Below are 26,044 nucleotides of genomic sequence, written 5' to 3' on the forward strand. Positions count from 1 at the left end.
GGCCCGGCGCCGGGCGTGGGGGCGGGTGGACGGCGGGCGTGAAGCCGGGCGGGTGGCGGGCGTTAGCCGGGCGGGCGTTAGCCGGGCGGGTGGCGGGCGGTGCGGACGGGTTCAGGCGTCGCCCATGATCAGGCCCTCGATGGTGTGCTTCTGCGTGACCGGCACCAGTTCGTCCACCACCGGGCAGTCGAGGTGGCGGCGCACCCGGTCCGGCAGCGCGTCCCAGTAGGCGCGGGTCACGGCGGTGTCGTGCCTGTCGCCGTTGGTGGCCCCGGGGCCGTCGACGCCGAGCACGAGCACCGGGCGGGACTTCACGGACCGGTTCGCGGTGCCGCGGTGGATCGTCAGCGCGGTGCGGGCGGAGACGTCCCCGCGCCGCGGGTACTTGCGCACGGCGCGTTCGAGATAGCGCCCGTAGTGCGACCTGGGCGGGAACATGCCGTGGTCGAACTCGGGGCCGTCGTCCCACTGGGTGCCCGGGGCGATCTCGAAGGGACCCATGTCCTCGGCGGTGTCGACCGTGGTGACGTTGAACGCGAGGGACGTCAGGCGCCGTTCGCGGCGGGTCTCCTCGGGGATGGGGAAGTCCCGGTGCCAGGGCTGGTCGACGGCACCCTCCAGCGGTACGTCGAAGCCGAGCTCGACCACGCGGTACCCGGGCCCCAGGACCGCCGTGCACACCGAGCGCACCCAGGGGTGGTCCACCAGGTCGACGAAGCCCCTGATCTGCTCGGGGTGGATCTCCACGTAGTAGCGGTGCGGACCGCGCCCCACGGCTCCGCCCGGCCGGGACCGCGCCTCCTCGAAGGCGGCCTCGACGTCCTCGTGCAGCCGGTCCGCCCAGTCGACCGTGAAGGCGCCCTTACGGGCGGTGATGCCGTCGGTGCAAAGGGCGTCGACGTCGGCCGAGACGTCCACGTCGAGGCCGTCCGCGGTGTCGCCGGGGTGGGCGTGCGTACTCATGAGCGCCTCCTCGCGCTGGGGACCACCTCATCATGCATACGTTGAATGCAACGTTGCAATACCTGCGGGGGATTTTCCGGACGCCGGCCCGGGCGTGCAAGGATGCCCCCGTGAGCAGCCGCCTGAAGGACGTCGCCGCCCGCGCCGGGGTGTCGATCCGCACCGTCTCGAACGTGGTGAGCGGATCGGCCGGCGTGGCCGAGGAGACCCGCGCCAGGGTGCAGCGGGTGCTGGACGAGATGGGCTACCGCCCCAACCAGGCCGCCCGCAACCTGCGCGGCGGCCGCACCGGGCTGATCGGACTCGCCATCCCCGAGCTGCACTCGCCGTACTTCGCGGAGATCGCGGGACTCGTCGTCGAGGCCGCGGCGCAGCGCTCGTGGACCGTCGTCATCGACCAGACCCACGGTGACCCCGGGGCCGAGCGCAGACTGCTGGAGGGGACGGGCGGACGGCTGGTCGACGGTCTGATCATCAGCCCCTGGTCGATCGGCCCCGAGGAGCTGACCGAGCGCGCCCGCGTGCCCCTCGTGCTGCTCGGGGAACGGGCGGCCCAGGGCCTAGCCGATCACGTCGCCGTCGACAACACCCTCGCGGCCGAGGAGGCGACCGCGCACCTGCTGGCCGCCGGCCGCCGGCGCGTGGCCGCGATCGGGCTCCAGCCGCACCTCGGGAACGGCACGGCGAGCCAGCGGCTCACGGGCTACCGCAACGCGTTGCGCAAGGCCGGCATCGCCCCGGACCCGGCCCTGGAGAAAGCGGTCACGGCCCTGCACCGCGGGGACGGGGCGGACGCCATGGCCGCCCTGCTGCGGGACGACGCGCGCCCGGACGCCGTCTTCGCGTTCACCGACGAACTCGCCCTGGGCGCCCTCCACTCGGCCGGTGCGTCCGGACTGCGGGTCCCCCAGGACCTCGCCCTCGTCGGATTCGACGGCATCGAGGACGCCCGTTACGCCAACCCCGCCCTCACGACCGTCGTCCCCGACAAGCGGCAGATCGCGGAGCGGGCCCTGCAGTGCCTGGCCGACCGCGTCTACAGCCCCACGACGGCGGTGCCCCCGCTCGACATCGTCGTGCCGCACTCCCTGGAGGTGCGCGCCAGTTCGGGCGGGGCGTCCTGAACCGCGGTGCCCGGAGCGGCGGTTGAGCACCGGTTGCGCGCCGGTCGGCTCCAGGGCCGCGAGGTGCCGTGTGCCGCCGCGTGCCCCGGTGCGCTGTCCCGTGCGGTGGTCCGCCCCGTCCGCGCCGTGGCGGCGGCCGCCCGGGGCTCCCTACCGTGTGGGCAGAGGCCGGTACCCGCGCCGATGTCCCGCGGGCCACCGGGCCACTCGGCTCCCAGACCCCGGGCTGTTCAACCGAACAGGACGGCCCGCGGACGACCGGAGCCCCCGGACCCCTGCAGCGGACGCAGGGCCCCTGCACCTCGTCCTCCCGCCGTCCTGGAGCGACTCCCACGCGCTTCGGCGAGGGAGGACGGGCCGGCGCGGGGGCACCTGCGGAATGGGGAGCCACCTGTGTTCCCGCGCCGGGCACGACCGCCGCCGGCCGTCCGTCACCGGCCGCCGGCCGTCAGCCGCTGTCGTCCTGGGGGACGACCCGGTCCGAGACCGGCCAGAAGTAGGGCAGGTCGTCGGGGACGTCCGGGAAGAGCGCGGCGTAGAACTGCGGCGCCTTGCGCACCAGCGCCGACCGGTGGCTGATGTGGAAGGCCGCCTCGCCCAGCCAGGGGGGCAGCTCGGCGTCCTCGGCGAGCTGCGCCTGGGAACGCACGGGGACGTCGGGCCGGTACTCCGCGAAGTCGGTGAGGAGTGTGGAGGCACAGGTGTCGGCGCGCCCCTCCCTCACCCACTCGGCGCACATGTCCAGGCCGTAGCGCACGAGGGCCTCCTCGTAGCCGATCCACATGCGTACGGCGGGATGGTGCCGCCACCCGTAGCCGGGCACGGTCAGGCCGCGCAGCACCTGGAGGGCCTCGACCCGCTGCTTTCCCAGGCGCGCCTGGTCCAGGACCCTGGCGGACCGCGTGAAGCCGGGGTACGGAAGAAAGGTCTGCACACAGCATCCCTACCGCGTCCGGCCCGTTCCCACCCGGGCGATTCGGGCGATTCGTTCGATTCGGTCGCACTGAGGACAGGTGCGCCGGGTGCGCCGGATGTGCCGGGTGCGCCGGCGGGTCAGTGGAGGACCGGACCGGTGGGCGTGTCCCGAGGGGCCTCTCCCGCGGGGGACCTCTCGCGGTAGTGGTGCGGGGCCGCGCCGGTGACCCTGCGGAAGACCCGGCTGAAGTAGGCACGGTCGCGGAAGCCGACCGCCCGGGCCACGCTCTGCACGCTGTCGTTGCTCGACCTCAGGCGTTCCGCCGCCCGCCGGATCCGCAGCCGGGTCAGGTACTCCCACACCGTCAGGCCGTACCGCTGCTGGAAGAGTTTGCCGAGGTGGTCGGGGCTGACACCGGCGGCCTGTGCCACCTGCCAGCGGGAGATCGGCCGCCGCCAGTGCCCGTAGAGGAAGACCAGGGCCTCGTCGAGGACGTCCCTGGTGCGCGGGGGCAACCGGGAGTCGTGGCCCGCCAGTTCGCGTACGAGCGCGACCGCCTCGTGCGGCGCGAACACGTCCAGGTCCAGCATGAGCAGCGCCGGGTGCTGGCGGCCGCGGCGCGCGTCCGCCGCCGTCATGCCCTCGTGGTCGGCGATGACGACGGGGCACAGGGCCCGGCCCGTGCCGTCGTGCAGACGGTCCACCACGTCCAGCGCCTGCAGGTCGGGCAGGGCCCGCTCCAGCAGCACCAGCCGCGGTGTCTCGTCCGCGACCAGCGCCAGCAGCGTCGTCGCGTCGGTGGAGACCCTCGCCGGGTGGTCCGGCAGCGCCGTCTCGGCCAGCCGCCGCAGTGTCTCCCGGGACTCCTGCGAGCCGCCCGCGACGATCACCGGTTCGGCGAACCCGTCGGGGCGCAGCGCGCGCAGGGCCCGCGGCAGATCGTCGCCCTCGGCGCCGAACAGCACGAACGGGGTGTGCCGCAGGGCCGGATGGTCGAACAGCCGCTGCACCGCACGCCACTCCTGGGGCCGGTCGGGCAGCGCGTCCCACACGACGGCTCCGGGGGTGCGCCGGGCGGCCGGCGGCACGGGGTCGTGCGCGGCGTCGGTCCGCACCACCTCCAGGCCGTGGCGGGTCGCGTGCTCGCGTACGTCCGTGCCCAGCCGTCCCGGAGTGACGACGAGCAGCGGGGCGTCACCGGCGTCGGCCAGGTGCGCCTGCCCGTCGGGGGACGGCAGGGGCAGTTCCAGTACGTACTGGGCACGGCCCATGGTGTCGGAGACGGTCAGCGCTCCCCCGTGCATCATGGCCAGCCGCCGGGCCGTGGTCACCCCGACGTCCAGGAGCTGCCCCGCCCGCGGGACCGACGCGCGGGCGTCCGGGACGGTGACCGTGACCCGCACGCCGGCCGGGCCGAGGGCCGCCGCCACCCGGGGCGGCACCTCCCTGGCCCGGGAGGCCGCCGAGACGAGCACGTTGTGCAGGATCTGCCGCAGTCGCGTCTCGTCCACCCACACCGAGGGCAGCCGGCCGGGCAGGTCGACCCGCCACCCGGGGGCGGCCGGCAGGGCGGCGGCGGCCGTCGCGCACGCCCGCGAGAGGACGGGCAGCGGGTCCACGAGCCGCCTGGTCAGCAGGAGGTCCCCGGCCTCCGAACGCGCGAGGTCGAGGAGGTTCTCCATCAGGTGCAGCACGCGTACGGCATCCCGGCGGACCTCCACGAGGGCGTCCTCCGGGTCACCGCGGTGGTGCAGCATGGCCTCCACCGGAGTGCGCAGCTCGTCGGTGACATGCGTCAGCAGCCGCGTCTGGAACCTGCTGGCCTGCTCCGCGGCGTCCCGTGCGCGCCGCACCTCGTCGAAGAGCCCGATGCCCTTCAGCGCGGCGCTGATCTGGTCGCCCAGTTCACGGTAGAGCGTTCCGTCGTGGTAGGCGGCCCGGGTGGAGGTCGCCTCGAACACGGCCACGCCCAGGTGCTCCTCCCCGATGTGCAGGGGTTCGAGCACCAGCGTGAACCGGCCCCCGCGCGGCAGCAGGGAGTCGGGGAGCAGCAGGGCCGGCGAGAACGCGGGGCTGCCGAGCGGGCCGGCCGGCCCGGCTTCCCGGTCCGCCTCCGCGCGGGCGAGCAGCGGACGCGCCATGCCCGCCGCCGGGCCGGTGGCGTCGGCCGTGCGGTCGTACAGGACGATCCGGCAGTGCGGGACGCCCGACCGGCCCAGATGGCGCTCCAGTACGTCCGAGAGCCCCTCCAGGTCCACGACCGTGGTCAGCGCGGTGCCGAACTCCCTGAGTCTGCGCGCCCGCTGGGTCTGCGACCAGCGCTCGTACTCCAGGAGGGCGCGCGAGCGTTCCGCCACGACGAGCCGGGCCTGCCCGAACATGGCCTCCCCCGCCCTGCGCAGCGGGTCCGGCAGCGTGTCGACGACACCGCGGCGCGCGCTCTCCAGCGCCTGGTGCCAGCGGTCCACCTCTGCCTGCGTGCTGGTGCTGCTGCGCAGCAGCTGCTCCACCAGGGGGAGGAAGTCACCGGGCCGGACGCCGTCGTCCGCCGTCGCGGCGCGAGCCTCCGTGCCGTCCGTGCCGGTCCTGCCGCCGGTGCCGGACAGGGCGCGCGGGTCGTCGTCGGCGCGGGCGAGTGCGGAGCGGAAGGCCGCGGCCAGGCGGGGGGCCGCGGAGGGCAGTACGCCGTCCACCGCGTTCCAGCCCTCCGGCGGCGGCCGTCGCCCGGCGGGCGGTGCCGGGGAGACCGGCGAGGGCCCGTACGACGTCGGGTAGGGGCAGCCGCAGGAACGGCGCGGGACCAGTGTGGCGGGGATGGTGGTGCGGTCCGGCGGGCGGGTGCCGCGCAACCGGGCGACCAGGGTGTCCACGGCCAGGGCACCCAGTTCCTCGAAGGGCAGGGCCACGGAGGTGAGGGGCGGGTCGCCGAGGCGGGCTTCGGGCGAGTCGTTGAAGCCGACCACCGCCACGTCCTCCGGGACCCGTATGCCGCGTTCGGTGAGGTGGCGCAGCGCTCCCGCGGCGAGGACGTCGCTGCAGGCCAGCACCACGTCGAAGTCGACGCCCGGGGTCAGCCCGCGGGCTTCGAGGAGGACCTGCATCGCCGAGGCGCCGGCCGCCGAGGCGAAGTCGACCGCGGCGCCCACGTGTGCGTCGCGGATGCCGTGGTGGCGCAGGGCGTCGGCACAGGAGCGGTAGCGCTCCTCGGAGACCGGGTTGTCGAGCGGGCCGTGGATGCAGGCGGGCTTTCTGCGGCCGTGCCGGACCACCAGGTGCTCCACCAGCTTGCGCATGCCCGCGTGGGAGTCGATCGACAGCACGTCGGTCTGGTCGCTGAGCGGCTGGTTGAGGCTGATCAGCGGCAGATGGGCGAGCCGGCGCAGCAGGCGCAGGGTCCTGGGTCCCCCCGAGGGCAGTCCCAGGGTGGAACTCCAGCAGACGACTCCGTCGAGCCGGGCCGGGCCGGCGAGTTCGTACAGCTCGCTGCGGGCCACGTCGCCGTGGCGGAGGTTCCCGCCGGGGAAGCAGATCAGGTTCACGTCGTTGCGTTCGGCGGCGGCACAGGCCCCGGACCAGAGGGTCGCTCCGACGCCCAGGTGGATGTTGGCGGTGAGCAGACCGACGGTCAGGGGGCGGTCCGGCCCGTGCGACGTGCCGCCCGCGGTGCTCGGGCCCGGGTCCATCGGCGTCCCCTCGCTCGGTCTCCGTCGGGGTGCCCCGGGAGCTGCGGTGCCGACGAGGCCCAGGGCAACCTAGGGGAGGTTCCGGCGCGGGGCAAGACCGGTGACACGCCGGTCACCGGTCCTGCCCCGCGGTGGTGGTGCGTGGTGGTGCTGTGCCGGGTCGCGCCGTGCGCGGGTCAGATCTTGCCGACGCCCGCGCCCGCGGTCACGGTCGCCTTGACGCTCGACGCCGACTGCGCGGTGTAGCTGTACGGGATCGCCGCCACGGATCCGCCGGTCTCCCCGGCGGTCGAGTTCACCAGGTGGTTGTTCCTCGCCACGAGCGAGCCCGGACCGGAGTCGCCCTCGCCGAGGTGGTACGTGTCGTCGGTGTTCTCGAAGTAGTTCGCCTCCACGAGCACGCCCGCGTTCTCGGTGGACGCCACGCCGTAGGAGCCGATGTTGCTGAAGTAGTTGTTCAGCACGTGCACCGGGTTGCCGAAGCGCACGCGCGGGTTGCGCTGGTTGGTGCCGTCGAACCAGTTGTGGTCGTAGGTCACCTTCAGCTTGCCGTTGTCCTCGCTGCTGTTGTCGTCGGAGTGACCGAGCAGCATGTTCTTGTCCTGGCCGTACGTGCGGTTCCAGGACACCGTGATGTTCGTCGAGGCGCGCTTGATGTCGACGGCCCCGTCCTTCGCGCCGGTGATGCTGTTGTGGTCGATCCAGACCTTCGTCGAGTACTGGACGTTGATGGCGTCGTCGTTGGACCCGGAGAACGAGAGGTTCTGGATGATCACGTTGTTCGCGTTCGCGACGTTGAGCCCGCTTCCGGTGATCTTGCCCGCGGTGCCGACGCCGACGATCGTCTTGTTCGAGGTGACCTTCGTCATCGAACTCAGCGAGATGGTGCCGTTGACGCGGACGATCTGGGCCGCGCTGCTCTGCACGGCGGTCTTGAAGGCGGCGGCGTCGCTGACGGTCACCGTGGCTCCGCCCGCTCCGCCGGTGGTGCCGGCGCCGAAGCCGATGGGGGCGGCCGCGGCGGCGGCCGCCGGCTGCGGCTCGGGAGCGGTGACACCGCTCGCGGTGGTGGCGCCGATCACGGCCATGGCGACGGCGGTCGCCGCCGCGGCTCCGGTCAGGGTGAACCGTGCGCTCGTCCTGCGCATGTGGATCTCCGTCCGTGGGGTTTTGGAGAAGTGACGTGCGGGTGCGAATGCGGGTGCTGTGCCGGGGCCGCGCGGTCGGCTCGTTGCGAGACTAGGGCGACGGGTGTGGACAATGACGTGCCGTGTGTGGACTATTGCGTGCCTTGGTGCGGGCGGTGCCCGCCACCTGCCGGACGGTGGGTGGGGGGCGGCGGGGGCGTGCCGGTACGTCCGCCCTCGCGGCCCTGTGCGACTCTCTGCGGCCCTGTACGGCCCTGTACGGCCCTGTACGCCCTGTGCGGCCGGGCACACGGACCGGCGTCGCGAGGCGGGGTTTCCCGCGGGAGCCATGGGCGGCGGGCTTCGGCACACCGGCACGCCCCCGTCCCCGCCCCCGTCCCGGTCGTACGGCCGCTGCGGGGAGGGCGCCGCGGCGCGACCTGCCGGCTTCGGCGGGTCGCGCCGCGGGACGGCCGGGAGCGGGGGTGGGGCGACCGAGGGCGGGAATTCCCGGCGGGGACGCGTCCGCCGGTGGAGCCCGGGGAGGGTGGGCCGCCCGGCGCCGCTGACCCCCGTTCAGCGGCGACGGGCGGAGATCGGGCGGGCTCGGTGGCCCTGCCGTCGCTCCAGTCGGTCGGCCCGGCGTGAAGGGGGGACACCTCGCCGGGCCGACCGGCTGGCTCTCCAAGGGTGCGGGGGGAACCTTGCGAAAACCTTGTCGGCTCCGCCGCGTCGGCGCCGTCGTCCCCAAGGACTGCTCAGGGACTGCTCAGGGACTGCTGGGCCACTGCTCGGCGACTGCCCGGCGCCCTCGGGCGGAACCGGGATCACGGGGTGTTCCGGAACGATCACCGTCGTGGCATCGACGGCGCCGGACGTGTGGAATCCTGGGCAAGATCGGGGGGATTCGTGAGCGTGGAGCGGCCGATCGTGGGTGGGAACGTGGATCTTCGGTTACTGGGTCCGTTGGAGCTGTGGGCCGGCGGACGCCACATCGAGCTGGGACAGCCGAGACAGCGCCTGGTGCTGGCGGCCCTGGCGGCCGGCGCGAACCGGCTGCTGACCGTGCCCTCCCTGGTGGACCGGGTCTGGGACGAAGCTCCTCCCGACTCGGCCCGCTCGACCCTGTACTCCCATGTCAGCCGCATACGGCGGGTGCTGGACGAGGCGGCGCGGCACGAGGGCGGAGCGGCGGGGCAGCCGCCGCTGGAGCTGGTCCGGGTCTCGGGCGGCTATCTCCTGAAGGCGGCGGAGGACAGCATCGATCTGCTGCGTTTCCGTGCGCTCGTGGCCCGGGCACGCGGTCTGCGTCCCGAGGACCCCGAGTGCGGGCGGCTCCTGCGCGACGCCCTGGACCTGTGGCGGGGTTCCCCCCTGGCCGACCTGCCGGGCGCCTGGGCCGAGCGGACCCGGGCCGCCTGGCTGAACGAACGGCTCGAAGCCGCGCTGCAGTGGGGCCGCGCCGAGTCGGCAGCGGGACGCACCCCGCAGGCGATCGGGCGGATGCGCTCCCTGGCGGACGAGTACCCCCTGGCGGAGCCTCTCGCGGCCCTGCTCATCAGGTCCCTGGCCCGGACGGGCCGCACCGCCGAGGCCCTGGACCACTACACCGAGGTCCGCCGCCGGCTGGGCGAGGAGCTGGGTGCCCTTCCGGGGGCGGAGCTGCGCACGGCGTACGAGGAGACCCTGCGCGAGCAGCCCGCGTCCGGCGGCACGCCGTCCGGGCCCGCCCCGGACCCCGGGCGGAAGCCGTCCCACCGGCCCGCCCAGCTGCCGACCGACGTGAGGGCGTTCACCGGGCGGGCGGAACAACTGGACGAGCTCTCCCGTCATCTGCTCGCCGACGCGGACGGAGCCGGTCCCACCACCACGGTCGTGGTCTCCGCCGTGTCCGGCACCGCGGGCGTCGGCAAGACGGCCCTCGCCGTCCACTGGTCCCACCGCGTCCGCGAGCGGTTTCCGGACGGACAGCTCTACGCGGACCTCCGCGGGTACGACACGGACGAGCCGGTGCCGGCCGCCGACGTCCTCACCGGGTTCCTGGTGGCCCTCGGTGTTCCCGGTTCCGAGATCCCGCTGCGGGTGGACGACCGCTCCGCGCGCTACCGCACCGAGTTGAGCGAGCGCCGGATGCTCGTCGTGCTCGACAACGCCTCCTCCAGCGAGCAGATACGTCCGCTGCTGCCCGGCGCGGCCCTGTGCAGAACCGTGGTGACCAGCAGGGACACCCTCAGTTCACTGGTCTCCCTGCACGGTGCGCACCGGCTGGTGCTCGACGTGCTCCCGCCCGGGGACGCCGTACGGCTGCTGCGTACGCTCATCGGCCCCCGGGCCGTGGCCGAACCGCAGGCCGCGGCCGTCCTCGCCGAGCAGTGCGGGCGGCTGCCGCTCGCCCTGCGCATCGCGGCGGAACTGGCGCTCTCCCGACCCGCGTCGCCCCTGAGCGCCCTCACCGCCGAACTGGAGGACCAGCGCGGACGGCTGGAGCTGCTGGACTCGGACGACGATCCCCGTGCGGCCGTCCGCGCCGTCTTCTCCTGGTCCTACGACCGTCTTCCCGCGGAGGCCGCCGCCACCTTCCGGCTCCTCGGACTGCACCCGGGGCCCGATGTCGACGCGTACGCGGCGGCCGCCCTGTGCGGACGCCCGGTCGCGGACACCCGGCGGACCCTGGACCTGCTCGCCCGCAGCCATCTGATCCAGCCCACCCGCCCCGGCCGCCACGGCATGCACGACCTGCTGCGGGTGTACGCGGCCTGGCAGGCCGAACGGCTCGACGGGGCGGGCGACCGCGCGGCCGCGCTGGACCGTCTCCTGACCCACTACCTGGCGGCGTCCTGCGCCGCCATGGACGTGCTGTTCCCGGCCGAACGGCAGCTGCGGCCACGGGTCCAGGCCCCCGCGACCGAACTGCCGCCGTTGTCCACGGAGGCCCACGCCAAGGAGTGGCTGGCGTCCGAGCACAGCGTGCTGCCTGCCGTCATCGCGGCCGAGGCCGCGCGCGGCCGGGCGAAGCACGCCGTCGGCCTCGCCACCACCCTGCACCGCCACTTCGACAGCCGCGGGCTCTTCACCGACGGGCTGGCCGTCCACGGCAACGCCCTGCGGGCCGCCCGGGCCGCGGGCGACCGGCGGGGCGAGGCCGAGGTACGCACCTGCCTCGGCGTGACCCACCGGCGGCTGGCGCAGTACGACGAAGCGGTGCTGCACCACACGGCGGCGCTCGAACTCTGCCGGGGCAACGGGCTGCCGGTGCTGGAGGCCCGCAACCTCACCAACCTCGGGGTCCTGCACGAACTGCGGGGGCGCTACCGCGAGGCGGCCGAACGGCACGAGGAAGCGGTCGTGCTCTTCCGCAAGGCCGGAGACATCGGCGGGGAGGCCGACGCGCTCAACAACCTGGGCATCATCCACGAGTTGCTGGAGGAGTACGAGACCGCCGCGGTGCAGCACCGGCAGGCACTCGTCCTCTACCGTGCCATCGGTCACTCCTTCGGCGAGGCCAGCGCCCTGGGCAACCTCGGCATCGTGCTCTCCCGGCTCGACCAGCACGCCACCGCGGCCGAGCACTTCGAGCAGGCCCTCGCCCTGTTCCGGCGGCTCGGCCACCGCGGCGGTGAGGCGCACGCCCTCAGCAACCTGGGCGACGCCCACAGCCGGCTGGGCCACCACCGCCGGGCGGCCGAGCACCAGCGGGCGGCCCTCGCGCTGTTCCAGCGCACCGGTGAGCGGTACGGCGAGGCCGGCAGCCTCAACGGTCTCGGGGAGGCCCTGCACGGTTCGGGGCAGTCGGCGGAGGCCCTGGCGGCACACCGCTCCGCCCTCGCCCTGGCCACGGAGATCGAGGAGAAGGAGGAGCAGGCCCGCGCCCGCATCGGCATGGCCCGTATCCACCAGGGCCGCGGGGACCTCCCGGCGGCCCGGGAGCAGTGGCAGGAGGCACTCGCCCTCTACAGCGCTCTCGGTTCGCCGCGCGTCGCCGGTGTGAGCGAGGCCCTGTCGGCTCTGGACGCGCTCTCGTAAACCTCCCGCCAGGAATTGCGGAAGCAATCACCCGGCATACGTCAAATATCTGCAAAAACACCGCTCACCGGTTTACCGGGAACCGGCACGGCTTGTCCGCCGACCGGTTTCCGGTCCGCGCCGCGGAATGCCGGTCGCGTGGCGCACATCTCCCGCGAAGGTGATCGATCTTTGCTTCCCCGAACACCCTTACTTCCCTAAAAACAGTCGCATGGGTACCTTTCCGGGCGATCGGAGACGTCCGTCCGGGGACCGTTGACAGGCTCCGGTCCATTGATCAATTATCGTCCGGCAACGTTGTCTCAATAAGCATCCGGCCATTCAGGGACACGGCCCCACCGATTCCCCCCTCGCTCTTTTCATCCCTTTCACTTCTTCCGTTGCCTTCGTTCACCCCATTCCCTTCGTTTCCTCCGTTCCCCTGCCGTTCCCCTGCCCCCACCGCGACCCTCGGGACCGGTGACCCTGACGACGGGAAGAACCAGTTTTGTCCGTGCACCCCGCTCCGGCCGCTCCGGCCACCCCCGCCTCCTTCGCCCAGCAGCGTCTGTGGTTCCTCGCCCAGCTGCCCGGCGGCAACGAGGCGTACAACGAATCCATCGCCTTCACCCTCCGCGGCCCGCTCGACGCGGACGTCCTGCGCCGCGCCCTCGACGCGCTCGTCGTCAGGCACCGGACCCTGCGCACCCGGCTCGTGGCCGTGGCGGGAGAGGTCCACCAGCACGTGGACCCGCCGGAGACCGGATTCGCCCTGGCCGCGGACGACCTCACCGGGCGGCCGGACGCGGCGGCACACCTCGACGGCCTGCGGCTGCGGGAGGCGTCGGCCCCGTTCGACCTGGCGCGCGGGCCGCTCAGCCGGGGCCGTCTCATCACGCTGGCGGCCGACCACCACGTCCTGCTGCTGACGATGCACCACACCGTCTTCGACGGCCGGTCCATGAACGTGATGATGCGTGAACTCAGTACCCTGTACCCGGCGTTCTCGCGCGGGGAGCCGTCCCCGCTGCCGCCGCTGCCGTTGCAGTACACCGACCACGCCCGCGCCCAGCGCGAGCGTGTCCTGTCGGGCGGGCTCGACGGACAGGCCGCCTACTGGCAGCGGCAGCTCGCCGGCGCCCCGCCGCTGTCCGGTCCGCCGGCCGACCGGCCGCGCCCCGCCCGGCAGGACCTGCGCGGCGGGCGGGTGGAGTTCACCCTGGACTCCGCACTCACGTCCGCGCTGAAGGCGGCCGCGCGACGGCACGGCGGCACGCTGTTCGTCTCCGTCCTGACCGGCTGGGCCCTGCTGATGTCCCGGCTCGGCGGCCGTGCCGACGTCGTCGTCGGCACGCCCACGGCGAACCGGCGGCACAAGGACGTGTCGGGTCTCATCGGCTTCTTCGTCAACTCGCTGCCCCTGCGGGCCGAATTCTCCCGCACCGCCACGGCCGACGAGGCCCTGGCACACGTACGGGGGGTCCTGCGCGACGCCCTCGACCATCAGGACCTGCCCTTCGAGCGCATCGTCGAACTCGTCAACCCGGTCCGCAGCGCCGCCCACACGCCGCTGTTCCAGACGATGTGCGCCTGGGTCCCCGAGCGGGGCGGACTGCTGGAACTGCCCGGCCTGGACGTCGCCCCGCTCGACATCCCGCACGCACCGGCGAAGTTCGACCTCGCCCTGTCGCTGACCGAGTCGCGGGGCCGGGTCGTCGGCCACCTGGACTACGCGTCGGCCCTGTTCGACGAGGAGACCGTACGGGGGTACGTGCGCCGGCTGCGGCACCTGCTGACCGACCTGGCGGCCCGGCCGGAGGCGCCCGTCGCCACCCTGAGACTGATGGACGACCGGGAACGGCACCTGCTGCTCACGGAGTTCGCCACGGGGGAGCCCCTCGCGGCCGGAGCCCCGTCCCGCGCGGGCGGGCTGATGGGCCGCTTCGACCGGGAGGTCGCGGCAGGCCCGGCGCGGACCGCGCTGGTGTGCGGCGACGAACGGCTCGACTACGCCACGCTGGCCGCGCGGGCCGGACGCCTCGCCCGCGCCCTCACCCGGCGGGGCGCGGGCCCCGGCACCGTCGTCGGGCTGCACACCGGCCGTTCCGTCGAACTCGTCGTGGGTGTCCTGGGCATCCTGCGGACGGGCGCCGCCTATCTGCCGCTCGACCCGGCCCAGCCGCCCGCGCGCCTGGCCGCCATGGTCGAGGACGCCGCCCCCGTCCTGGTGCTCAGCGACCGGCCCGCCGCCGGACGGCCGGCTGCGTGGCAGGACCTGGCGGCGGTCGGGGCGTCGGCGGACCACGACGTCCCGGGCGCCCCGCCCGCGCACGACGCCCCGCCGCCGGCGGCACCGGACGACGAGCAGGTGGCGTACGTGCTCTACACGTCCGGTTCGACCGGCCGTCCCAAGGGCGTGGCCGTCACCCAGGGCAGTGTCCTGAACCTGTTCGACAACTGGCTGGCCCGTATGGGCGCGACGCCGGGGGAGGCCACCTCCGCGTGGTCGAGCATCGGTTTCGACGCCTCCGTGCACGAGCTGCTGCTGCCGCTGACGACGGGCGCCGAACTGCACCTCGTGCCCGAGGAGTTGCGCGGCGACCCCGGGGAACTCCTGCGGTGGATGCGCGAGCACCGCATCGTGCAGGCGTTCCTGCCGCCCTCCTACGTCCGGTGGATCGACGAGAAGCCGGGCGAACGGCTCGACGGCCTCGCACTGCGGCAGCTGCTCACCGGCGTGGAGTCCCTGCCGGAGGCCGCGCTGCACCGGATGGGGGAGCACCTCGACGGCCTCAAGGTCTGCTTCGGCTACGGACCGACCGAGGCGACGCTGTACAGCACGGCGTACCACGACCCGCGGCCGCTCGACCGGCCGTGCCCCATCGGGCGTCCGCTCGCCGGCACCCGTATGTACCTCCTCGACGCGCATCTGGAGCCCGTGCCGGTCGGGGTCGCCGGAGAGGTCCACCTGGGCGGCGCGAGCCTCGCGGCCGGCTATCTGCACCGCCCCGACCTGACGGCCGAGCGCTTCCTGCCCGACCCCTTCCTCCCCGGTGAGCGCGTCTACCGTACGGGGGACCTCGCCAGACACCTGCCCGACGGCAACGCGGTCTACCTGGGGCGCGTGGACGACCAGGTGAAACTGCGCGGCTTCCGCATCGAACCGGCCGAGATCGAGGCCGCGCTGCTCGCCCGGCCGGGGGTGCGGGAGGCGGCCGTGGTGGTCGACCGGGAGAGCGGCGCGGAGCCCCGGCTGGTGGCCGCGGTGGTGGTGGACGGCGACGCGCCCGCCCGCTCCTCGCACGAGTGGCGTGCCGCGCTGGCCGACCGGCTGCCGGACTACATGATCCCCGCGGTCGTCGTCGAGCCGCCCGTCCTCCCGCTGAACCGGAACGGGAAGCTGGACCGCGCGGCCGTGCTGCGCGAGGCCGCCGGGGCCGGTCCGGGCCAGGTCAACACGGAGAGTCCGCGCGACCACGTCGAGTGGACGCTGTACCGGATATGGCGCGGCATCCTCCTGGGCCCCGACTTCGGCATCCGCGACAGTTTCTTCGACGTCGGGGGCACCAGCCTGTCGGCCATCAAGCTGGCCCACGGCATCCAGGAGGCGTTCGGCACGGCGCTCCCCGTCCGCGACGTCCTCGTGCACCCGACGATCGAAGGGCTGGGCGGCCTGGTCCGCCGGGGCCGTTCGGGACGGCCGCCGGGCAATCTGATCGAGTTCCGGGCCGGCGGGGCCGGCGGGAACGTCGTGTGCGTCCACCCCGCGGGCGGCACCGCGTTCTGCTACCTCCCCCTGGCCCGTTCGCTGCCCCCGGACGCCGGCCTGTACGGCATCCAGTCCCCCGGGGTCAATCCCGGCGAGGCGTTCCTGCCGACCGTCGAGGCGATGGCCGAGGAGTACCTGCGGCTCGTCGAACCCTTCGACGACGGGCCGCTCGTCCTCACCGGTCTCTCCTACGGCGGGCTGGTGGCGCACGAGATGGGCCGCCGCCTGGCCCGGGCCGGGCGCACCGACGTGAGTGTCGTGCTGCTGGACACCCAGGCCACCGAGGACCCGGGGGTGCGCGCCGCCGTCGCGCCCGTGGACCTCGCCGAGTTCCGGGACAAACTCGTGAGGTTCAACGGCATGTACCCGGGGATCGACGACGAGCAGATCGACCAGTACTTCCGTGTCTACAACCACAACCGCATGACGGCCCGGGACCATCTCCCGGCGCCCTCACCGGCCCGGCTGGTCCTGGTCCAGGCCACGGGGGGCACCACCACCGACCCGGCGGCCCTGTCCGGGGTGCGTGATTTCTGGCGGCGTCGCGCGGAGGGCGCCTTCCGGGTGGAACCGCTGGACTGCGACCACTGGGAGGTGCTGGAGAGCGGCACCTCCGCGCGGGTGGCCGCCGTCCTGACCGCCGAACTCGCCGAACTCGCCGCGCCTGCCGTCACGGCGCCGCCCGTCACTACGCCGCCCGTCACCGCGCCGACCGTCATCGGGGAGGCGTGATGTCCCGCTCCCCCGCCTCGGGTTCCCCGCTGGCCGACGCCGTCCTCGACCGGGGGCGCCGCACCCCCGGCGCCCCCGCCGTGGTGGACGGGGACCGCACGCTCGACCACGCGGAACTCGAACGGACCGCCCTGCGCGTGGCACGCGGACTGCGGGCGCGCGGGATCCGCCCCGGGCAGGCCGTCGCGGTCTGTCTGCCGCGGTCCTGGCAGCTCGTGTGCGTCATGCTCGGCATCCGCCGGGCCGGGGCCACGGTGGTCCCGCTCGACGCGCAGAGTCCCGCCGGGCGCCGCCGCCACATCCTGGACGACGCGGGGGCCGTCGCGCTCGTCCACGACGGCACCGGCGGTACGGGCATCGCCGACGGCGCGGGCGTCGCGGACGGCCGGCCCGGCGCGGGCCCCGGGTTCCTGCTCGACGCCGCCGGTCTCCTGAGCACGGACGAGGGGCCCCTGGACACGGGGCCCGTCGACGGGCCCACCCCCGTGGCGGACACGGCCGCCGCCTTCCTCTTCTACACCTCGGGCACCACGGGCCGGCCCAAGGGCGTCGAGGTCGAGGACGCCGGGATCATGCGACTGGCCGAGCCCGGCTACCTCCCGCTCACCGCGGGCGCGCGGTACGCGAGCATGTCCAACCCGGCCTTCGACGCGCTGAGTTTCGAGGTCTGGGTCCCCCTGCTGACCGGCGGGACCTGCGTCGTGCTGAGCGACGAGCAGATCCAGGACCCCCGGCTGCTGGACGACACCCTGCGCCGGCAGCGGATCGACGTCCTCTTCGTCACGACGGCCCTCTTCAACGCCGTCACCGACGCCGTGCCGCACTGCTTCGACTCCGTCGGCCGGGTCCTCGTCGGCGGCGAGCAGCTCAACGCCGCCCGCATCAGGCGCTGGTACCGGGACAACCCCGGCTCCGGGACACGCCTGGTCAACGCGTACGGGCCCACCGAGTCCTCGACCTTCGCCCTGCACCACCCCGTGCCCCGCGGCTTCGACGGCGACACCGTTCCCGTGGGCCGGCCCCTGCCCGCCACGGACGCGCTGCTGGTGACCGACGGCTCACGGGTCGCGGACACCGGCGAGACCGGTGAGCTGTACTTGTCCGGGGCCGGGCTGGCCAGGGGCTACCGCAACCTCCCCGAGGAGACCGCACGGCGCTTCGTGTCCCTGCCCTGGCACGACGCGGGCCGCGCCGTCTGGTACCGCACCGGCGACCTCGCGCGCCGTGACGCGGCCGGGCTGTTCACCTTCGTCGGGCGGGCGGACCGCCAGGTGAAGGTACGCGGCTTCCGCGTCGAGCCCGGGGAGGTCGAGCAGGGCCTCACCGCGCACCCCGCCGTCCGCCAGGCCCGCGTCTGCACCCGGTACGACGTGGACGGCGCCCATGAGCTCCTGGCGTACCTGGTGCTGGGTTCCGAGCTGGCGTACGACGCGTACGAACGTCATCTGGCGGCCGCCCTGCCGCCGTACATGCGCCCGCACCGCACCCACCTCGTGGACGCCCTGCCGCTCAACGCCAACGGCAAGGTCGACGACGCGGCGCTGCTGGACTCCACGGCACCGGCGTGGCGACGCTCCCCCGGCGGGGCCGTCGAGGTGACCGACGCGCAGCGCGAGGTGCTGGACCTGGCCGGGAGCGTCCTGGGCCGGCCCGGTCTGCGGCCCGACGACCGCTGGATACCCAACGGCGGCGACTCCCTCAAGGCGCTGCGTCTGCGCTTCCTCGTCCGGCACCGCTGGAACGTCGAGGTGCCCCAGTCCACCGTGCTGCGGGAGGACTTCGCCGCGCTGGCGGAGGTCATCGCCTCCGCCGCGCGGCAGGCGTCGCCGCTCCGCCCGCCGGTGCCCGGCCCCAGCGGGCGGCGTTCGGCACCGGCCACCTCCGAGCAGCAGCGCCTGTGGCTCCTGCACCGGAGCGACCCGCACCATCGCGCCTACGACGTGCCGCTCGCCTTCCACCTCGCGGGAACCGTCGACGAGGACGGGCTGCGCACGGCGCTCACCCGCCTGGTCGCCGAGCACCCCGCGCTGCGTACGGCCTTCCGGGCCGCCCCGGAGGGCCTCCTCCAGGAGGTCGGCGAACCCTACGATCCGTGGGAACCGGTCGGCGTCCTCGATGACGAGCACGCCGAGCGCGCCGAGCACGCCGAGCACGCCGAGCGCGCCGGGACAGGCCGGGGAGAGGGCTGGGAGGCGGCGGCGCGGCGCTTCTTCGCCCCCGCCTTCGACCTCGCCGAGCCGCGGATGCTGCGGGCGGGCCTGCTGCCCACTCCCGACGGGGCGGTCCTCCTGCTCCATCTGCACCACATCGCCGTCGACGGCTGGTCCCTGAACATCCTCTTCCGCGACCTCACCGCCTTCGCCGCCCCCGAGGCCGACCGCGAGGGGCGGGAGCGGGCGGCCCGGCCCGAGGACGTACGGCACACACCGCTGGATCTGGCCCTGTGGCAGCAGCGACGGCACCTGGAGCCGTCCTACGAGGAGCAGCGGTCGGCACTGCGCCGGCACTACGCCGCCCTCGATCCCTCGCCGTCCCCCTCCCCGCCCCTGTCCCCCTCCCCGTCCTCGTCCTCGTCCTCGTCCTCGTCCTCCGCAGCGGACACCGCCGGCACCGGGGCCCGGCTGCTGACCGCGTCCCTCGACCTCCACCGGCGCTCCCGCCTCGACCGCCTGGGGGCGGAACTCGGGCTCACCCGCTTCCAGATCCTGCTGGCCGCGTTCTCCTGGAGCCTGTACGGCGTGACCGGGCAGACCGGTCCGCTCGTCGCCAGTCCCGTGTCGGGCCGGCCGGTCACCGAGTTCGCCTCCACCGTCGGCATGTTCGCCAACACCGTGCTGCTGCCGCTGCGGCTCCAGCCGGGCGACGGCCTGCGTCACCAGCTGGGACGGCAGGCCGCGGGGGTCCGGGAGATCCTGGACCGGCAGGACGTGGCGCTGGCGGACGTGCTGGCCGACCACGACTTCGGCGGTGACGGCCCGCTCTTCGACTACATGTTCGTCCTGGAGAACACCGACTTCGGCGCGCTGTCCCTGCCGGGGTGCCGGGTGCGTCCGGCCTGGCCGCAGCCGGTCCACGCCAAGTGCGCGCTCACGCTCTCCGTCGTCGAGCGGGACGACGGCTTCGACTGCCTGTGGGAGTACGCGGCCGAGCGCTTCGACGCCGGGGCGGTGGCCTCGGCCCACCGGCTCTTCCAGCGGGCGATCGACCTGCTCACCACCGGGACCGGCACCGGCAGCGGCAGCGATGCCGAGGGCGGGAGCGGGGCCGGGGGTGGGAGCGGGGCGCGGGGCGAGCACACGCCGGCGGATCTCGTGGCGCCCTACCGGCGTGCGCTCCCCGACCTCGGACGGGGTCCGCGGAGCGCGCCCGCGTTCACCACCGTGGCGGAGGGATTCGCCCGGCAGGTGCGCCGCACCCCGAACGCGCCCGCCCTGGCCACGGGCGGCCGGACCCTCACCTATTCGCGGCTGGACGCCCACGCGCGGGCACTGGCGGCCGAGCTGGCGGCCCGGCACCCGCTGCCGGCCGATCCCGCCGCGCCCGCCCGCGTGGCGCTGCATGCCGGGCCGTCGGTCGAGCACGTCGTGGCGCTCCTGGCCGCCGCGCAGCTCAACCTGACCGTCGTACCGCTCGATCCCGCCTATCCGCCCGCCCTGCTGCGCCGTGTCCTGCGCGACGCCGCCCCCCTGTGCGTCCTGACCGCACCCGGCGGCGAGGCGGACGTGGACGCGATCGCGCCACCGGAACTGCCCCGCCACTCCGTAGACCTGTCCGCCGCCGCGCCGTCCGCCCCGCGACCGGCTCCCCACGTCGGACTGCGGCCGCTCTACACCCTGTTCACCTCGGGCTCGACCGGTGCGCCCAAGGGCGTCGACGTACCGGACCTCACCCTGTGCAACCTGCTGGACTGGCAGGCCGGGGCGGGCGGGCTCGGCGGGGCCGCGGTCACCCAGCAGTTCTCCATGCTGTCCTTCGACGTCTCCTTCCAGGAGATCTTCGGCACGCTGTGCTCGGGCGGGCTCCTGCACCTCGTACGGCCCGAGTGGCGGCAGGATCTGCCGGCCCTGCTCGACCAGCTGGAGGAGGCGGGCGCCGAGCGGCTCTTCCTGCCCTGTGTGGCGCTGCAGCTGCTGGCCGAGCACGCCGTGCACCTGGGCCGCTTCCCCTCCCGGCTGCGCGACGTCGTCACCGCGGGCGAGCAGCTCGTGTGCACCGACGCCGTCCGCCGCTGGTTCGCCGGTCTGACGGACGCCCGTCTGTTCAACCACTACGGACCCACCGAGACCCATGTCGTCAGCGCCCTGTGCCTCGACGGCGACCCGGCGCGGTGGCCGGCCCGCCCGGCCATCGGGCACCCGGTGGCCAACGCGCTCCTGCGGGTGGTCGACGACGGCGGCGAGCCGCTGCCGCCGGGAGCCGTCGGCCACCTGCTCATCGGCGGCCCGATGGCCGCCCCGTGCTACCTCGGCGCCCCGGAGCTCAACCGCACGCGGTTCCTCGAACTGCCCCTCGGCGCCGCGGCACCGGCCGAACCGTCCGCCCGCGGCACGTTCTACCGCAGCGGCGACCTGGCGCACTTCGACGCCGCCGGGCTGCTGCACCACGACGGCCGGGACGACGACCAGGTCAAGATCAGCGGTCACCGGCTGGAACCGGGCCAGCTGGAGGTCGTCCTGTCGCAGCACCCCGCCGTCATGGGGGCCCTGGTGGCCCGCGACGGCGACTCCCTCGTGGCCCTTCTGCAGTGCCGCGGCGAGGACCCCGATCCACGGGAGCTCACGGAGCGCCTCGCCGGGCAGCTGCCGCCCTTCGCCCGGGTCCGCTCCTTCCGCCGGGTGGACGCGCTGCCGCGCACCCCGAGCGGCAAACTCGACCGCCGCGCGGTGGCCACGCTGGGGCGTGAACTGCGGGTTCCGGGCTCCACCGGCCCTGTCCCGGACGCCGCGGAACCCGCCGGCACCACCGGCACCACCGCGCCACCGGCCGGGTCGGCGCGGGAGGCCCGGCTGTGCGCGCTGTTCGCCGCGGTCACGGGCAAGCCGGTGCAGCCCGGGCAGCGGTTCTCCGACGCGGGCGCCGGCAGTCTGGACCTTATGCGGTTCCAGTTGCGCTGCGGGGTCGAGCTGGGGCTGTCCTTCACGGTGGCGGACCTGTTCGAGCACGTCACCGTACGCAGTCTGAGCCGGTTCCTCGACGCGTCCGACACGGATCAGACCGCTCCGGCAGCCCCAGCCACCCCGGCTGTCCCGGCCGCCTCGGTCGAATCGGCCGAGACGGTCACGGCGGCCGCGGCGCGCACCGCGACCGGGCCGGAGGCCGGGGCGGACGAGCCCGTCGCCGTGATCGGCATGGCCGTGCGGCTGCCGGGCGCCCCCGACCTGGCGTCGTTCTGGCGGATGGTCGAGGCGGGAGGGAGCGGCATCGAGCACTTCCCGGCCCCGGAGGGCCGGGTGGGCGCCCGCAGCCAGCTGGACGGCCTCCTCTCCTTCGACCCGGGCCACTTCGGCATCAGCCCGCAGGAAGCACGGCTGATGGATCCGCAGCAGCGGCACCTGCTGATGAGCTGTACCGAGGCGCTGGCCCACGCGGGCATCGCCGACCCCGCCGGCCGGCGGGTGGGGCTGATCGCGGGCTGCGGCGAGAACACCTACTTCCAGTCCATGCTGCGGGAGGCCGACCCCGCCGCCCTCCCGGACGGCTTCCGGCTGGCCCTCCACCACGACAAGGACTTCCTCGCCACCAAGGCGGCGTACCACCTGGGGCTGACCGGTCCGGCCTTCACCGTCCAGGCCGCCTGCGCCAGCTCCCTGGTGGGAGTGCACGTCGCGGCCGGACTGCTGCGGCAGGGCGAGGCCGACGTCATGCTCGCCGGCGGAGTACTGGTCGACACCCTGCTCACGGACGGGTACACCTACCGGCCGCAGCACATCTTCTCCCCGGACGGCCACTGCCGGCCCTTCAGCGACGACGCGGCCGGCACCGTCGGTGCGAGCGGCGTCGGCGTCGTGGTCCTCAAGCCGCTGCGGCTCGCCGAGCGCGACGGCGACACCGTCTACGCGGTCGTCACCGGGTCCGCCCTCAACAACGACGGCGCGGCGAAACTCGGTTACAGCGCGCCCTCCGTGTCCGGGCAGCGCGAGGTCATACGCACCGCGCTGCGCCGCAGCGGCCGTACGGGCGCCGACCTCGGATACGTCGAGGCGCACGGCACCGGTACCCGGCTCGGCGACCCCGTGGAGGTCGCCGCACTGCGCCAGGCGCTCGACCTGCCCGACTCCGCCTCGTGCGCCCTGTCGTCCGTGAAGAGCCAGATCGGCCACCTGGGCGCGGCCGCGGGCGTCGTCGGCCTGGTGCGGGCGGTCCTCGCCGTCCACCACGGGGTGATCCCGCCGAACGTCGACTTCCGGCGTCTCAACCCGGAGATCGGCGCCGGACCCGGCCCCTTCCGCATCCCCACGACCGCGCGGCCCTGGCCGCCCGGACGTCCGCGCGTCGCCGCCGTCAGCAGCTTCGGCATCGGCGGCACCAACGCGCATCTGGTCCTGGAGCAGCACCGCGCGGTCACCGCGCCGGCGCAGGCACCGCCGGACGCGGGCCGCCTGGTGCTGTCCGGCAGCAGCGAGCAGGCCCTGCGGACGGACGCCCGGCGCATCGCCGACCACCTGGTCGCCGCCCCGCGGACGTACGCCCAGGTCCTGCGCCACCTCCAGGAGGGCCGCCCGGCGCGGCGGCACCGCGTCTCGGCCCACTGCCCGGACGCCGGGACGGCCGTGGCGTGGCTGCGTACGGTCGCGGAGGGGACGGAGCCCGGCACGGTCGCCGAGACCGGTGCGGGCCCGGCTCCGGAGGAGGACCGGGCACCGGCCGGTGCGGCCCACGGCCCGCACCCTCACCCCCGCCCGCCCTCCGTTCCCCGTGGCTCCGCTCCCCCGCCCTGGGACTTCCCGCCGCCCGCCTTCGCCCTCACCGAGCACGACTTCCCCCGCGCGGCCCGGCGGCCCGAGCACGACGCGGCAGCCGGCCCCGTGGCCGGTGCGGCGCCCGCCCGGGCGCCCGAGGGCGAGTGGCTGCACCAGACCGAGTGGGCGCGGACGCGACGGGCCGTCCCGTACACGGGCCCCCCGTCCGGGCGCCGGCTCGTCGTCGTCACCGACGGCGCCTCGACGCCGGTCGGCTGGAAGGCCCTGCACACCGCCCACGGCCGCGTCGTCCACGTCACGGCCGGCACCGCGTACGCGCGGCTCGGTGCCGACCGGTACGAGGTCGACGCCGCCGATCCCGCCTCGCTGGCCCTCCTGCTGCGGAGCCTGCTCCGGGACGGCGCGCACGGCGCCCCCGGCGGACTCGACTGGCTGCACGCGCTGCCCCTCGGCGTCGACGGGCCGGTGGACGAGCGGTCGCTGGAGCACGCGCGACGCGTCTGCCTCGACCACACGGCCGCCCTGTGCCGGGCGGTGGCGGACCTGCCGCCCGCCGCGCGTCCGCGTGTGTGGTGGCTCTCCCACAACGCGCAACCGGTGACGGGCGAGGTGGCGCGCCCCGAACTGGGCCTGCTGACGGCGGCGGTGGAGGTGCCGCGGCAGGAACTCGGCGTGGACGCGGGCTGGATCGACCTGCCGAGCGCGGATCCGTCCGACTGGGCCCATCTGCTGCCGCTCGCCCTCGCCGAGGCGCACGGGACGGCTGGGACGGCTGGGACAAATGGGGCAGCCGAGGCGTTCGGTGCGGCCGGGGCAGAGCGTCGTATCGCTCTGCGTCAGGGCTACTGGTGGCGGCCGGCCGCCAGGCCGCTGCCGCGTCCCGTCCCCCGCACCCCCGCCGGGCTCATGGAGGGCGACGGCACGCATCTGGTCCTCGGCGGGACCGGTGGCATCGGCACCGCCGTCGCCTCCTGGCTGCTCGAAAGCACCGACGGGCGGGTGGTGCTGCTCGCCCGGCGCCCCGAGCTGCCGCCCGCGCTCGCCCGCTGGTCCGACCGGGTCGCCCTGGTGGCGGCCGACCTCGCGCGGGAGCCCCTCGACGACCTCATGGAACGCCTGGCAGCCCACACCGGCCGCCTGCACGGCGTCGTGCACGCCGTGGGCAGCGCGGCCGGTTCCCTCCTGGTCCGCCGCGACGGCGCGGCCATGCGCGGCCCGACCCTGGCGAAACTGCGCGCGGCCCTGCTCACCGAGCGGCTGATCGCCCGTGACCGGCCCCGCTACGCCGTGTACTGCTCGTCCCTGTCGGCCCGCTTCGGCGGAGTCGGCCAGTTCGACTACGCGGCGGCGAACGGGGTCCTCGACGCCTTCGCCCACCACGGGGGCGACCTCTCCCCGGCGACCGTACGGCTGGGGGTCGGCTGGGACGTCTGGCGGGACGCCGGGATGGCGCGCGACGCCCTGGGCACCGACGCACGCCACCGGGCCCATCTGCGGACCGGACTGTCGACGGACGAGGGACTGCGGGTCCTCGCCGACGCCGCGGAACTCCAGCTGCCGCACCTGCTCGTGTCCACCACGCCCTTGGAGGCGTCCGGGTACTTCTACGACCCCGGGCCCCGGACCGCGCGGGAACGGGCCGGCGCCGTGGAGCCTCCCGACGGCGCCCGGCTCACGGAGGTGGCGCGGGAACTGCTCGGCACGGACACGCTCGACCCGGCCGCGTCCCTGTACGACCTGGGCGCGGACTCCCTCACCCTGCTGGACCTGCTCTCCGAGGTGAAACGGCTGTACGGGGTCGACATCGAGCTCTCCCACCTCGGCCACCGGGTGAGCGTCGACGACCTCCTCGCGCACCTCGACCGGCCCGAGCAGGCCGGACAGGCCGAACAAGCCGGACAGGCCGGACAGGTCTCCGACGACGGCGACCGCGCGCCCGCGACCGCGCCCGTGACTGTCGAGACCTGGCAGACCGGCGACGGCCGGGACGTCCTGTGCGTGATCCACCCGGTCGGCGGTGACATCCAGGCATACCGGCCGCTGGTCTCGGCCCTGGACGAGCGCACCACGGTCTGTCTCGTCCCCGACCCCGCCCTGCGCGATCCCGGTCTCCCGCGGTGGTCGGTCACCGAGCGGGCCGGCCGCTATCTCGCGGCGCTGCGCGCCCGCTTCCCGGATGCCGGGACCCGCCTGCGGCTCGCGGGCTGGTCGTTCGGCGCGCTGGTCGCCCACGCGATGGCCTCGACCGCCGAGGCGGAGGGCCGGCCCGTGGACCGGCTGTACCTCCTGGACCCGCCCCCGCCGCACGCCCCGCCGTCACCGGAGGAGCTGGACGAGAGCGCTCTGCGAGCGGTGTTCCAGCGCGAACTGCTCGGCAACGGAGCCCGGCCGGCACCCCCCGCCGAGACCACGACGGCAGAGGCAACGGCAACGGCAACGGCAACGGCAACGGGACAGGGCTACGCCGAGCGGCTCGCCCACTGCTGCCGGGCCAACATCTCCGCCATGGCCGACCACACCGCGTCCCGCCTGACCCGTACGCCCGGTGTCCTGTGGCTGGCCACGGAGGCCGCCGCCGACCTGCCCCTCGCCCCGCCCGCGCCGCCCGCGGCCGAGGAGTGGACTGCGCTCCTCCCCCACCCCGCCCGGGTGCACCACGTGCGGACCACGCACCACGACATCGTGACCGGCCGGCACGTACGGCACATCGCCCGCGTGATCGACGCCGACCGGCCGTGACACCGGCCCGCCCACCGGCCCGCCGACCGTGACACCGGCCGGTCCCCCCGCGCCGCCCCCGCCACCCCT

The 26,044-nt window shown here is 74.8% G+C and carries 8 protein-coding genes; 4 read left to right on the forward strand and 4 right to left on the reverse strand.

Annotation, left to right across the window (positions count from 1 at the left end):
* Positions 1 to 111: 111 nt before the first annotated feature.
* Entirely contained in the window at positions 112 to 963 is an 852-nt protein-coding gene (locus tag KM933_RS33315) for a phytanoyl-CoA dioxygenase family protein (RefSeq protein WP_221359425.1), read from the reverse strand.
* A gap of 110 nt (positions 964 to 1,073) precedes the next feature.
* Between KM933_RS33315 and KM933_RS33320 the strand changes: the two genes are divergently transcribed.
* Positions 1,074 to 2,087: a LacI family DNA-binding transcriptional regulator gene (locus KM933_RS33320; RefSeq protein WP_221359427.1), complete on the forward strand. Its 1,014-nt coding sequence runs from the start codon at positions 1,074 to 1,076 to the stop codon at positions 2,085 to 2,087.
* Between the two features lie 448 nt (positions 2,088 to 2,535).
* Here the strand turns inward: KM933_RS33320 and KM933_RS33325 are convergent, their stop codons facing one another.
* The 3 genes from KM933_RS33325 to KM933_RS33335 all read right to left on the reverse strand — a co-directional run bounded on the left by KM933_RS33325 (position 2,536) and on the right by KM933_RS33335 (position 7,834).
* Entirely contained in the window at positions 2,536 to 3,021 is a 486-nt protein-coding gene (locus KM933_RS33325) for an MSMEG_6728 family protein (protein WP_221359429.1), read from the reverse strand.
* A 119-nt stretch (positions 3,022 to 3,140) separates the two neighbouring features.
* On the reverse strand, positions 3,141 to 6,686 hold the full coding sequence (locus KM933_RS33330) for a substrate-binding domain-containing protein (protein WP_221359431.1): 3,546 nt from the start codon (positions 6,684 to 6,686) through the stop codon (positions 3,141 to 3,143).
* Between the two features lie 176 nt (positions 6,687 to 6,862).
* Positions 6,863 to 7,834 carry a pectate lyase family protein gene (locus KM933_RS33335; protein WP_221359433.1) on the reverse strand — a complete coding sequence of 324 codons (972 nt, stop codon included), beginning with the start codon at positions 7,832 to 7,834 and terminating at the stop codon, positions 6,863 to 6,865.
* 921 nt (positions 7,835 to 8,755) lie between these two features.
* On the opposite strand from KM933_RS33335, the gene KM933_RS33340 reads away from it, so the two are divergent.
* The 3 genes from KM933_RS33340 to KM933_RS33350 all read left to right on the forward strand — a co-directional run bounded on the left by KM933_RS33340 (position 8,756) and on the right by KM933_RS33350 (position 25,975).
* Complete coding sequence (locus KM933_RS33340) at positions 8,756 to 11,836, forward strand: AfsR/SARP family transcriptional regulator (protein ID WP_308013623.1); 3,081 nt, start codon at positions 8,756 to 8,758, stop codon at positions 11,834 to 11,836.
* Positions 11,837 to 12,323: 487 nt separating this feature from the next.
* Complete coding sequence (locus KM933_RS33345; protein ID WP_221359435.1) at positions 12,324 to 16,316, forward strand: non-ribosomal peptide synthetase; 3,993 nt, start codon at positions 12,324 to 12,326, stop codon at positions 16,314 to 16,316.
* On the forward strand, positions 16,316 to 25,975 hold the full coding sequence (locus tag KM933_RS33350; RefSeq protein WP_221359437.1) for a non-ribosomal peptide synthetase: 9,660 nt from the start codon (positions 16,316 to 16,318) through the stop codon (positions 25,973 to 25,975). Before KM933_RS33345 ends, KM933_RS33350 begins: the two co-directional genes overlap by 1 nt.
* The last annotated feature ends 69 nt before the right edge of the window (positions 25,976 to 26,044 follow it).

Origin of the sequence: Streptomyces beigongshangae (assembly GCF_019710745.1) — a bacterium.
Taxonomy (GTDB): Bacteria; Actinomycetota; Actinomycetes; order Streptomycetales; family Streptomycetaceae; genus Streptomyces; species Streptomyces beigongshangae.

Bases quoted from the DNA above. Each gene is read 5' to 3' on its own strand.
- KM933_RS33330 (WP_221359431.1), bottom strand. From the start codon at position 6,686: ATGGACCCGGGCCCGAGCACCGCGGGCGGCACGTCGCACGGGCCGGAC.
- KM933_RS33350 (WP_221359437.1), top strand. From the start codon at position 16,316: ATGTCCCGCTCCCCCGCCTCGGGTTCCCCGCTGGCCGACGCCGTCCTC.
- KM933_RS33315 (WP_221359425.1), bottom strand. From the start codon at position 963: ATGAGTACGCACGCCCACCCCGGCGACACCGCGGACGGCCTCGACGTG.
- KM933_RS33335 (WP_221359433.1), bottom strand. From the start codon at position 7,834: ATGCGCAGGACGAGCGCACGGTTCACCCTGACCGGAGCCGCGGCGGCG.